Genomic DNA, 12,633 nt, shown 5'->3' with positions numbered 1-12,633 from the left:
GTGAAAAACAGCTGAAGCCGGTATTCTGGGTGGATTCGAAGACAATACCTTCCGTCCTGAGAATAAGGCTACAAGAGCCGAGGCGGCGGCGACTATTTCTAAGCTGCTCGAAGCTCTATCTCTCTAATAGTGATTGAATAGCTCATCGCTAAGCTTTAAGCACAACGCCGCTTTCCCAGATCGTTCAGTGGGAAAGCGGCGTTTTTTGTATTTATGCAATTAAAAGAGGAACTATAATACCGGGATGGACGTTTATCCACCAATTTGAGACATGCGCCGAGCTGTCGGCGTGTGGCTCTGTGCTTTTTTCTCCAGAGCTAAGGCCATTTCATGATTATGGGGTTTGTTGCCCAGCGCTTTCCGGAATAAGGCCTGCACAGCAACAGGATCGCTTATCAAAGGGCGGACATTGTATTCATCTGCCCAATACAGGCAAGCTTTGATGTGCCCATCTGCGGTAAGTCTCAGGCGGTTGCAATTATCGCAGAAGTGCTCGCTCACCGGATGAATCAGGCCGAATGTACCAGGGGCTCCGACAACCCGCCGATTCTGGGAAGGGCCATTCCCGGAGGGCATTTCTGCCGCTTCCGTTTCCCAACCAGCCTCAGTACAAGCTTCTACAACCCTTTCCAGAGGCAGATAAGTTTGGCGCCAAGCATCAGTAGCACTGCCAATCGGCATGTATTCTATAAAGCGTACATTTAGAGGACTCTCCAGCGTAAGGGAGATGAAGTCTTTGATTTCGTCGTCATTAATTCCTTTCATCAATACAACGTTAAGCTTTATCGGTTGAAGTCCGGCGGCTTGTGCGGCCTCGATCCCCTTTAATACCTTGGCGACTTCGCCGCCACGAGTAATCATAGAAAATCGATCCTGCCGTAAGGAGTCTAGGCTGATGTTTACCCGTGACAGACCGGCTTCTTTTAGCTGTGCTGCTTTGGCTGGAAGCATTAAACCATTTGTAGTCAGCGAAATATCTTCTATACCTGGGATCGCAGATATCATAGCAACAAGCTTTTCCAGATCTTTGCGGACAAGAGGTTCTCCACCAGTTAGTCGTACTTTACGTAATCCAAGAGGGGCTAGCGACTTAACGACTGAGGTAATTTCCTCGTAACTCAGAATCTCGTCCTGCGGTTGGAATTGCATCCCTTCCGCTGGCATACAATAGATGCAACGCAGGTTGCAGCGGTCGGTAACCGAAATGCGGATGTAATCGTGTAAACGTCCAAAAGGGTCCGTCAGCGGCTCCATGGCGTTGCTCCCTTCCTTTAAATCTGGCTGATAAATTGCTCTTATACTTTCTCGTATACACGTATAACGTCCCTAATAGGACAGAACGCAAAGTTGTTTATACTTGTTTAGAATTTTAAAGATCGCTTGGTTTCACGTCAATGAGCAAAGTTCTGGACGACAGGGTTTCATTACATAAAACTGGACAAACTAGATAAGAAGATAACGCATATTGAACAACGGAAAGTGTGACAAAAGTACGACAAATATAGTTTTTAGACATAGAATGCTCACGGAAAGCGCTTTTAATATCCGATATAATCTAGGTGCGGATTAGTTTTAACGTTCACTTTTGCGAAAACAGATAGGATACCGGAAACCGCACGTCGGTAATGTGACGGAGAGTGACCGGGAAACCATTGAGGAGGATTTGCAAAATGAGTACACATACTGTTCCATCGCTCACCGTTCCGGAGGCTTTTAGCCGTTGGTTGGAAAGTCGGGGATTAATATATCAGCTTTTAGTGGATTTTTTGGGTAGAAAACCATCACTCTCTCTAGTGGCTCAATGGAGCCGCAATCGCCAGATGAGTGTAGCGGCTGAGATGACGGAAGGCGGTCGGGAGCTGAAGCGCTATTTGAGTCAGGAACCGAACAAGCTGCCAATGATATGCGAGAAAGAGAGCAAAGAATATAAACGGCTTATGCAAGAACAGTCCGTTAGTTCTTTTAAATTGCGCGAAGCAGCGATTTTAGGACGCTCGGAGGATTTCTGTAACGTGCTTGCGGATGTGTACACCTCCGCTGGAATTGTATTCAATAAGTGTAATGGTGAAGCCGATGATCATATTGCTATTGAGCTCGAATTTATGGCAGTCATGCATGAGCGTATGCTTTACAATAGCTTTTCAATAAGAAGTGCTATGGAGCTGCTTGATATTCAGGAGTCCTTTTTGGAAAAGCATCTACTGCAATGGACACCGCAGTTCTGTCAGAAACTGAATGCAGCAACGGATAGTCCGCTATATCTAGGCCTCTCACATATGCTTGAGGAATTTCTGCCACTTGATCTGCAAATGCTTCGTTCCTGGAGAGCTTCACTGGAGAGCAGTGCAGCTACAAGCATTTAATATTAGAAAGCCCGGCCTAATTGATAGGTCGGGCTTTTGCGTGCTATTCAAGTAGATATGAAGCTTTAATAGAAGCTCTGTAGCAAATAGAAGTACCGTGTGAAGCATCCTAGTGATGATCTAATTAAACTCCGATAGAAGTAGAGGCTGAAGCACCAACCGAAGCATTAATTGAAGTACCAATCGAAGCGCAGTCTTGTTGCCCAACTGAAGCACCGACAGACTAATTGGGGAATTTCTCCCTGAAATTCAAGAGTTTCTGGTCATCAGACTAATAATTAGGGAAAACCTCCCTAAAGTATAGCTGTTTCGGCGGTAATTAAAGAAATCCCCCTTATTATCAGGGAGTTTTTCCCTAATTAGTTTAAGATCCACTCCGCACATCGCCCAAACACAGAACGTAGTAAACACAAATGTACGCCGTCCAAACGGCCAACGCAGATCACCCGCCGTATACCGCATATCGCAAACGCCCACCATAAATCGCACATGGTTCACCGCACATTGTATATCATCCAGCGCCCACTGCACATCAGCTATCACTCATCACGTATTTTTCACCGCTCAACTCTCCCTACTCACCACCCAACCTAATGGCGTTGAACAATTGGCACAGCACACAGTCTATTGGCTAAGGCAAGAATCCGCTGTGCAGCCTTTTACTAAAAAAAAAGAAGCTGCCTCATAAGTAGAATTCACTACTTTGGAGACAGCCTCTCGTTTGAGCCTATTTACTTGTTCACATCATAGTTCTAATCAATTACCTTTTTGCTGCGGAATTTCATCAGGAATTCATACACGACTGGTACTACTACAAGTGTCAGCAGCGTGGAACTGACCAAACCACCGATTACGGTCACACCGAGCCCCTTAGAGATAATTCCAGCACTGTTTTCAAGTCCAGTAACCAATGGCAGCAATGCACCAATCGTTGCAAGTGCAGTCATCAGGATTGGACGTAAACGTGTGCCACCTGCTTCAAGCAAGGCTTGACGCGTAGTGAGGCCTTCTTTTTCCTTATGAATAACGCGGTCGATAAGGACAATCGCATTCGTTACTACGATACCAATCAACATCAGCGCACCCATGAGCGAGGACACGTTTAAGGTTTCCCCAGCGATCAGAAGGGCAACGAGTACCCCGATCACTGTGAAAGGAAGTGAGAACAGGATAGCGAATGGTGCTAATCCACCGCCAAATGTAACCACAAGCACGAAGTATACGATGGCAATAGCAGCCGCCATAGCAATTCCTAATTGACCAAACGTATCATTGATCTGCTCGGTTACACCGCCGAAGGAAACAGTTACACCATCAGGCAATTCCATAGCGTCTATTTTTTCTTTCACGCTGTTCGAAGCGCTATTCACGTCACTCGAAATAATTTCGGCAGTAACATCTACCTTCATTTTACCGTCCATACGAGTAATCGAGTCAGGGGAGGAGCCATTTTCAATTTTAGCGACTTGCCCGATTGGCACGGAGATGCCTAGTGGGGAAGTCAAAGTAGCCTCTTCCATTTCTTTAATGCTCTTATACGTTTCTTTATCTGTTTCGATATAGACTTTGTAGTTCTTGCCGTCCAATTCTACTTCTGTGAGCACTGGACGTGTGCCTGCTGGACTCAGCTTCATCGCAATTTGTCCGGCTGTAAGTCCAAGGGAGCTAAGCTTCTGTTGATCCGCTACAATCGTATATTGATCGTAAGCTTCCTTGAGACTTGTTTCTGCGTCTTTGAAATTAGTGGTGTCAGCCTGTACGATTGAGGCAATCTCATCCGCGACTGGCTTCAGCTGATCCAGTTCATCTCCGAATACATTCACGGTCAGAGTGCTTCCACCCATGCCTCCACTCATCAGAGCGGACATGTCACCCCATACACCATCTGGCACTTCTGCGGTCAAACCTTCAATAAGCTTCTCTTTAACAGCTTCAAAATCAGGAGTGTCACTATCATAAACGATGAAAAATAGTCCTGAATTGCTGGATCCACCCATACCCATCGGGCTTCCGCCGCCAATGGAATATTGCATTTTGTCTATATGCTTCTGCGCTAAAATGTATTTTTCAGCTTTCAGACCTTGCTCTTGAACTTCCTCAATCCGTTGTCCAGCCTTTGGTGAATAAGTAAGCATTACGGTTTTATCCTCTTGGGATGGCATAAAGCTTACACCAATAGGTTTGATTAAGAACAAGCTGCCTGCAAGGAGAAGAACGGCAACTCCAAAAGTAACGAGCTTATGAGAAAGACACCAGTTCAGAATCTTTTGATAGCCAGCAGATAGTTTGTCTGGTTTCTCGCTGTGAGTTTTTTTACCTTTCAATCCATTACGGAACAACGAGTGAGCCATTGCAGGAACTAGGGTAATCGCAACTACTAATGAAGCGAGCAGGGCGAAGACCATGGTTAGAGCGAAAGGCAAGAACAGCTCACCAACCATACCACTAACCAAAGCAAGTGGTAAGAACACCGCGATGGTTACAATTGTAGAGGACATGATAGGCACGAACATTTCACGTGTGGCCGCACTGATTAATTCTCTGCCCTTCAGCTTCTCACCAGATAAGGAGAGTCGTCGATATATGTTCTCTATGACTACAATCGAGTCATCGACTACCCGCCCGATCGCGACCGTCATCGCTCCCAGTGTCATCATATTAAGCGTAATGTCCATCTGCCGCAGACACAGCACTGCGATCAGCAGGGATAATGGAATAGAGATGATGGAAATAATCGTCGAACGAATATTCCGCAGGAACACCAAAATGATAATTACTGCGAATAAGGCACCAAATACCGCTTTGGACAACATCGTATTTACGGAGTCCTCAATGGGCTTACCTTGGTCAAGTAGAACAGTAAGGTCAATGCCTTTATATTGTGCTTTTAATTCTTCAGTTTTGTCTTTAACGCCATTTACAACATCAACAGTGTTGGCATCATTGGCTTTGACAATCTGAATACCGATCGATTCTTTACCATTTGTACGGGAGATGGATTCAGAATTGCCCACAACCTCAATCGTGGCCAGCTCTCCCAGCTTCACGGTTGGAAGTCCCATACTTGCAGCTCCGCCAGGAGCTACATTTCCAGCGCCTGCGCCAGCAGCTCCGTTAGCAGCACCAGCATCAATGCCGGCAGCTCCAGTAGCTCCAGTAGCTCCAGTAGCACCAGCAGCGTTAGCGCCAGTTGGCATTACCGGAATGGTTACATTTTTAAGATCCTCAACGGTAGTGATGTTGCCGTCCACGACAACTGCCTTTTGAGCTTTGTCCATTTCGAACAATCCGAGTGGAACACGGAGGGAAGAGCCTTGAATGATACCTTTAACGGTATCTTCGGTCAGTCCATATTGGCTGAGCTTATCTTGATTGAATTTAAGTGATACTTCTTTGACGTATTGACCAGAGATTTGAATAGAAGCGACACCCTCAACATCCTCTAGGGCCGGGCGAATATCGTTCTCAGCAATGCGGGTCAGTTCCTCAAGATCCTGGGTATCCCCGTTAGAAAGACTGAGGGAGACAACAGGCATTGAGCTAAGACTAAAGCGGGAAATGGAAGGCTTCTGCACATTGTCAGGTAATGAGACTTCATTTAATGATTCGCGCACTGCTGCTGTAGCATTATCCAGATTTGTTCCATAATCGAATTCAATTTGGATACTGGAGGCATTCTCCAGAGAAGTGGAGGTGATCGTCTTTACACCATCCACATTGCGGAGCTTTTGCTCCAACGGTTTGCTGACATCATTAACGACGCCTTCTGGTGCGGCCCCCGGATAAATGGTTGTTACGCTAAGATAGGGTATACTAATATTAGGCAAGGTTTCTTGCTTCATCGTCAGTCCGCTATATAAACCGGCAAACACAATAATTATCGTCAGAAGCCAAATGGCAAATTTGTTCCTGAGCGAGAAATTAATTAAGCTTTTCATAAGTTTCGTTTCTGCTCCTCTCGGCCCTTTTCTTTACGAAATAAGGCGCCATTATAAAAAATCATAATACTCACTATCCATGACTTTCTCTCTACCGAACTCTTCTTAGAGTCAATTAACGAAATACACATGAATTGTGCGGAATTGAGGCAATTAGCTTCCTCAGCTCTTCCAATTCTGCTGTGAGCTCAGAGCAGGATTGGAGGTTGGACAGCATCCCCTGAATGATTGCTTTTCGCGGGTGAGGGATAAGGACTTCACCTTCCAGAATGTTGAGCGATTCCAGCAGATCGGCTGCTTCTTCGGATGCTATACTATCTAGTTTACTGATCGCAGTCTTCATTTCTTTAATGAGCTGTAATGGATTTTTTCGTTTGTTCTCCTCATTCTCCGCCATCCAGTTTGCTAAAGTAGCAGAGTTGATTAGCGGAGCCTGTTTACTAGTAAGCAAGCCAGACACGATCATATCCATTAAATTCATTAGATGATCTGCCATATCGGCAATAGGTACCTGCGTATCCTTACGAAAAATAACCGCAATATAAGATTTGATGAGACCATGTCCGATCATACATAAATCTCCGGTATAGGGAACGACGTCTTTTCCGTAGAGCAACTCCATTTTCACCTGGAACCATCTTAAGAAGGAAGCGTTGTTTCTACGCAGCCAGTCCGGGACTTCAGTATCAAATCCTTTGCCCGCAACCTCCTGAATTTGACGCTGCAAGAACTCACGTAATTCGTACACATGACTTAGCAGAATTTCTATCTGATTCCTAAGCTTCTCACGTGGTGTTCGTCGGGTTTCCTGTTCTTCACGTAACAAGGGGTCCCGAATCATCCGATAACAATAAAGGAAGATACTGCGCTCCAGTTCTTCTTTTGATTTAAATACCAGATATAAACTGCCCTTCGAAATCCCGCATAATTCAGCTATCTCTTGCATGGATGTGGACGAGGAGCCTTTTACAGCGAATAACTGCATAGCAATCTTAATAATCTGCTCCTGCTTATCAACAGTTTTATCATTCATTAAAGGATTAACCTCCTTTCTGACTACCCGGTTCTATAATTGACTAGTTGGTCAGAATAATTATATTCTATACAACCAGGCATTACAAATATCGGAACAGAAGGGTTACAGTTTTGTCGTAAATAGACTTTAAACAGTAATTTGCTAGGAAGAAATGTGTTCTTCATGTAATATATAAAATGTGTCAATTTCGTGTTGCTTGTATGAATAAGAAGGTAGGTAGAGTATGAGAAGAGGACTTCAATCTATAATTATCATTGGGGCATTCATAGCATTTTATTATTTTGGTTTCGGCATTTTTGGGAGTACTGCGGGAACGATTATTAGTATCTTCTCCACTCTGACAGTCATTTCGATTAGCTTGGCTATTTTTATGGAGAACCGTAATCCTTCTACAACAATGTCATGGATCTTATTGCTTGCGTTGATCCCGGTGCTGGGACTGGTCTTCTATTTTCTATTTGGGCAAAATGTGTTCAAACGCCGTAAATATGATAAAAAGGCACAAAGAGACCTTATGGCCTACGAAAGAATTGAGAATGACGCTTTACGTACGCACCAAGATTGGTCAGTCTTTGATCCCTCGCGCCAAAAACTGCTGCTGTTATCCAAAACTTTAGCACGTACTCCTATTTCCTTTGCATCAGAAACTCGTATCCTCACTAATGGTGAAGAGACGTTTGGTACGTTATTGTTGGAGCTCCGTCAAGCTAAACATCACATTCATATGGAGTATTACATCTTCCGGGCGGACCACATTGGAACACGCATTAAACAAATTCTGATCGATAAAGCTCGCGCCGGTGTTGCAGTCAGATTTATGTATGATGCCGTTGGCAGTTTTCAGCTTTCCAAAGCTTTTTTGAAGGAAATGAGTGATGCCGGGGTTCAGGTGGCTTCGTACGGAAATTCAACATCCTTTTTTTCCAGCCGTGTGAATTACCGGAATCACCGTAAGATTGTTGTGATCGACGGCGATGTCGGATTCATGGGGGGGCTCAATGTAGGCGATGAATATTTAAGCCGCAGTAAGACTTATGGGTTTTGGCGTGACACACATATGTTGGTTAGAGGCGAAGCGGTACGGACGATGCAAATTATTTTCCTGCAAGATTGGATGCACACTACGGGTGAAAAAATACTGGAGCAAGACTATCTCACTCCGCAGCTTCGCTTTATGACAGGTGATGGTGCCGTACAGATTATTGCTAGTGGGCCGGATAACGAACGTCGTGCGCTCAAAAACATTTTCTTCTCCATGATCACTTCTGCCGAGAAATCGGTGTGGATTGCCAGTCCATATTTTATTCCTGATGAGGACATCTTAACTGCACTGCGTGTAGCTGCTGTTTCTGGTTTAGATGTGCGATTGTTATTCCCGGCTAAGCCGGATAAATGGATTCCGTTTCTGGCTTCACACTCTTATTTTCCGGCGTTGCTGGAAGCTGGCGTGAAGATTTATGAATATGAAAAGGGATTTATCCACTCGAAGCTGCTTATCGTTGATGGTGAAATAGCGACCATTGGCACGGCCAATATGGATATGCGCAGCTTCCACCTTAACTTTGAAGTGAATGCACTACTGATTCAGACGGAGAGCGTTGCTCGTATTGTTGCTGATTTTGAACGGGATTTATTATCTACCAGCTTAATTGAGCATGAGGAATTTATGAATAAGCGTATGGTGATCCGTATACTGGAATCTGCTGCTCGGCTTATGTCACCGTTACTATAACCCAAAAACCACCGCAGAGGGTGTTATGCCTCATCTGAGGTGGTTTTTGCTTTAAAAAGTGGTTAAACCCAAGGTGGTCTGCAACCGGAACAGAATGTACTTGAACCAAGTCACTTCGCCCTGATAAGCCTCAAGAGGCAGAGTATACTCATGGTCCTCGTTATTCCACAGTCGATTGAAGTAGGTTTCCATCTCGGCATAAAGAGGCTGGTCTTGTTTTACAGATACCCACAGATTATTCTCCAGGTTGTAGTCATCCAGATTGCGTGTCGTGAAGTTGGTGGAACCGCCAAGAATGATGGAACTTCCAGTCTGTTTGGCAATGAAGAGCAACTTTGGATGATATTGCTCTTTGGTCGTATTGTACCAGCGAATAGAGATCTCTCCGTTTGTGCGCTTGTTCAAGTTCATGGCAACTGGACGGTTAGGAATGCCGATTTTATCACGGCCGAAGGCGTTCTGATTGGGGTCCAGTATCAATTTTACCGTAGCGCCTCGTCCGGTAGCCTCTACCAATTCATCGAGAATGGCATCATCGGCAAGGTAGAACATACCCATCCAAATGGTGTCACCCTTCTGCGCAGATTGGAGGGCTTGCCGTGCATATTTATATATCTTTCCTTCCGTTAAATAGCGGACCTCCATAGATTCTTCAGAGTGCTGATCCTTCTCCTTGGTGAAGTCTGGCTCATAAGTGAGTAGTGGCCCTGCATCCGAAAGATTGGCCGCGGCTTGTTCCGTCTGGAGAATATCAGCAATAATTGGGCCTTGTACTTCCAGAGCGATATTGGAATGATAGGCGCTGGCATCATGGATATTTCCTGAGGAGACTAGAGCGGTATTCTCACTAACAACCACCTTACGGTGGTTAGCCTTCACATTAAGTAGCTTCAAATAAGAACGTGCGGTAATATCCGGTCCTCCGCTGGCCATAAGATTGGGAATCCGGCCTTCGCCCGACTGTCCGAACCATTGAATAAAGGTACGCCAGACAGCGGAATAAGCAGGCGTAGAATCGCGTAGAGCATTTACATCGGTCAAAATCACTTTAATCCCCGAAGCCTTCAATTCTTCCAGAAGATGATTGGGTGCAGAGTTGTAATTGGTATTAACCTCATCTGTAATGAAGACGATCTCCATCTCAGGATAAGTTGTTTTTTGTAAAATAAGCTTGTCCGTCAACATTCGGCTGACCGGAGGAAATGACTGATCTTTATGGGTATAATCATTGAAAAGAAAGAGGTCAATCACCAAAAATTCTTTGGACTCCTCGATAATTTGTAGAATCCTCGAAAGAATCTGACTCTCTTGAGTGCCCGTGGCTGTACCGTCCGAATAGGTCAGGTCGTGCCAGAAGGATACATGATTCGTTTTGTATATAGGGCTTTCATAGGAAATGCCGCGGGGTAAAGGTTTGTGGGTCTGGTAAGTCATTACGCCGATTAGCCAGAGAATTAGAATGAAGACAGCCCATAACACCATTGTACGGCGGTGTGAACCGGAACGTTTCTTCGTAGTTAAACCGGGAGCGTAGTTTATTTCTTTAGGTTTATAGGGGTGAACGGGTTGCTGACGATCTGAATTCATGGAAGTTCCTCCTGAAATTATTGCAGAGCACTTCCTTGTGATTGTTATGCTCCGGTGTATTACCAACCTATTAACACCTAGTGGAGCGAAATGAAGCAGCCCAAATATCCTTAACAGTAATGAAATAACATTCGGCTAGCTATAATGAGTTTGAGCGATTAGTACGATGTTTATGAAATTAATGATTACGAAACCGGAGAATTGTAATCGCTAACCTCATATTGTAAATTCATCTGTAGGGATATGTTATAATAAATCGAGTTTGGAAATAGGAGGAACGCAGCATGAATCATTCGCCAGAAGAGGCCGTGCCATATGATGCGACTAGGCAGTCTGGCGCAGATCATGGCAAGGACCTACCGGCTGCAGAGGCTTCTGACAAAAGATCTTTATTGCCTACATCGAAGACAGGCGAACGCAAAATTGAACATGTACGCCTTTGCCTAAATGAGGAAGTAGGTGGCGTCGGTGTGACTACAGGGTTTGAACATTACAGATTTCAGCATAATGCTCTGCCAGAGCTGAATTTCGACGATATATCATTGCAGACTACGTTTTTGGATCGTAAGCTGCGTACGCCGCTGCTCATCAGCTCGATGACAGGTGGCAGTGCAGCTACAGGAGCGATTAATGCCCGGTTAGCCGCAGCTGCGCAGCGTCGGGGTTGGGCGCTGGGTGTAGGTTCGGTTCGGGCGGCAGTGGAGCGTTCTGAGCTTACGGCAACCTTTTATGTGCGGGATCAAGCGCCTGATATTCCGGTTATCGCCAATATTGGTGCTGTACAGCTGTCCTATGGTTTTGGGATTGAGGAATGTCGCCGGGCTGTGGATATCGCAGGTGCTGATTTTCTTGTACTACATCTGAATGGCCTGCAAGAGGTCTTTCAACCGGAAGGGAACACTGGTTTTGCCTCTTTGCTATCGCAGATAGAGAAGGTATGCCGGGCACTTGAAGTCCCTGTAGGTGTGAAAGAAGTAGGCTGGGGCATTGATGGAGATGCAGCTGCACGTCTTTATAATGCAGGAGCGGCTTTTATTGATGTTGCGGGTGCAGGCGGGACATCCTGGAGTCAGGTGGAGAAGTTCCGCAGTGTAGATCCTATACGGCGGGCAGCGGCGGAGGTTTTCGCGGATTGGGGCACTCCAACAGCTGATTGTATCACAGAGGTGCGTGCAGTTTCTCCGCAGGGCGCTTTGATTGGCAGCGGCGGACTGAAACATGGCGTGGATGCAGCGAAAGCATTGGCACTTGGAGCTGATCTGGCAGGCTTTGGCCGCAATCTGTTAGGGCCGGCTGTCGATTCTGAAGAGGCGCTGGATGCTGCATTAGCACAGGTAGAACTGGAGCTAAAAATAGCAATGTTTGGTATTGGCGCTCCAGATTTAGCAACTTTACGTGGAACTTCCCGTTTAATACGTAAATAGGATGGTAAATATTGAAGCGAGGAAGTGAGTAAGATTATGATTAAACTGATCCATATGGATGAGTCGGCCTTTCAATTTTTCTTAGGTCAAGCTACCCGGGATTATGCGGAAGATAAGATCAGCGCCGGTGCTTGGGATCCAGAGATCGCGATGAAGCTGTCTGAGGAAGCTATAACACGCTCTTTGCCAAAAGGGCTGCACACAGATGGTGCTTATCTATATTCCATAGTAGAAATAAGCAGTGATGAACAGGTGGGTTATATCTGGTTTAACGTAAGTGAAGGCCGTGGTGGCCGCGAGGCTTTCATTTATGATTTTTATGTTTTTGAACCGTTCCAGAGTAAGGGTTATGGCAAGCAGGCTATGATCGCACTCGATGAAGAAGCCCGGGAGATGAATGTTACCAAAATCGGGTTGCACGTCTTCGGCCAGAACAATCGTGCATTTGAGCTATACAAAAAAATGGGGTATATCGTAACTGACATCACGATGTCTAAAGATCTATAGTCCATAAGGTGAGGACCTCGAAAGAGGTCTTTTTTTGTTGTTCTAC

9 protein-coding genes are annotated in these 12,633 nt (G+C 45.4%); 5 read left to right on the top strand and 4 right to left on the bottom strand.

Features of this window, described 5'->3' with window-relative positions; all coding sequences use genetic code 11:
- Positions 1-22: 22 nt before the first annotated feature.
- Positions 23-127, top strand: a complete 105-nt coding sequence (locus NYE58_RS37600) for an S-layer homology domain-containing protein (RefSeq protein WP_081387510.1) — start codon at positions 23-25, stop codon at positions 125-127.
- A 125-nt stretch (positions 128-252) separates the two neighbouring features.
- Here NYE58_RS37600 and moaA read toward each other — a convergent pair whose 3' ends face one another.
- The gene (moaA, locus tag NYE58_RS34130; RefSeq protein ID WP_076276925.1) at positions 253-1,254 is read right to left on the bottom strand and encodes a GTP 3',8-cyclase MoaA; all 1,002 of its coding nucleotides are present in this window, start codon (positions 1,252-1,254) and stop codon (positions 253-255) included.
- A 416-nt stretch (positions 1,255-1,670) separates the two neighbouring features.
- Between moaA and NYE58_RS34125 the strand changes: the two genes are divergently transcribed.
- Positions 1,671-2,363, top strand: coding sequence for a TorD/DmsD family molecular chaperone (locus NYE58_RS34125; protein WP_076123947.1), 693 nt, complete (start codon positions 1,671-1,673; stop codon positions 2,361-2,363).
- A 752-nt stretch (positions 2,364-3,115) separates the two neighbouring features.
- On the opposite strand, the gene NYE58_RS34120 is transcribed toward NYE58_RS34125, so the two are convergent.
- Both NYE58_RS34120 and NYE58_RS34115 read right to left on the bottom strand, forming a co-directional pair.
- Positions 3,116-6,301: an efflux RND transporter permease subunit gene (locus tag NYE58_RS34120; protein ID WP_341004072.1), complete on the bottom strand. Its 3,186-nt coding sequence runs from the start codon at positions 6,299-6,301 to the stop codon at positions 3,116-3,118.
- A gap of 115 nt (positions 6,302-6,416) precedes the next feature.
- On the bottom strand, positions 6,417-7,334 hold the full coding sequence (locus NYE58_RS34115; RefSeq protein WP_076276923.1) for a TetR/AcrR family transcriptional regulator: 918 nt from the start codon (positions 7,332-7,334) through the stop codon (positions 6,417-6,419).
- Between the two features lie 226 nt (positions 7,335-7,560).
- On the opposite strand from NYE58_RS34115, the gene cls reads away from it, so the two are divergent.
- Positions 7,561-9,069 (top strand): cardiolipin synthase, encoded by a 1,509-nt coding sequence (cls, locus tag NYE58_RS34110; RefSeq protein WP_076123942.1) that lies wholly within the window; start codon positions 7,561-7,563, stop codon positions 9,067-9,069.
- A 51-nt stretch (positions 9,070-9,120) separates the two neighbouring features.
- On the opposite strand, the gene NYE58_RS34105 is transcribed toward cls, so the two are convergent.
- Entirely contained in the window at positions 9,121-10,551 is a 1,431-nt protein-coding gene (locus NYE58_RS34105; protein WP_081398271.1) for a phospholipase D family protein, read from the bottom strand.
- Between the two features lie 389 nt (positions 10,552-10,940).
- Here NYE58_RS34105 and fni point away from each other — a divergent pair, with 389 nt between their 5' ends.
- Together fni and NYE58_RS34095 are read left to right on the top strand one after the other, a co-directional pair.
- Positions 10,941-12,080 carry a type 2 isopentenyl-diphosphate Delta-isomerase gene (gene fni, locus NYE58_RS34100; RefSeq protein ID WP_081387504.1) on the top strand — a complete coding sequence of 380 codons (1,140 nt, stop codon included), beginning with the start codon at positions 10,941-10,943 and terminating at the stop codon, positions 12,078-12,080.
- Positions 12,081-12,116: 36 nt separating this feature from the next.
- Positions 12,117-12,587, top strand: coding sequence for a GNAT family N-acetyltransferase (locus NYE58_RS34095; protein ID WP_232061473.1), 471 nt, complete (start codon positions 12,117-12,119; stop codon positions 12,585-12,587).
- The last annotated feature ends 46 nt before the right edge of the window (positions 12,588-12,633 follow it).

Origin of the sequence: Paenibacillus sp. FSL L8-0708 (assembly GCF_038009325.1) — a bacterium.
Classification (GTDB): domain Bacteria; phylum Bacillota; class Bacilli; order Paenibacillales; family Paenibacillaceae; genus Paenibacillus_AQ; species Paenibacillus_AQ odorifer.
This window is presented reverse-complemented; position numbering and strand designations above follow the sequence as displayed.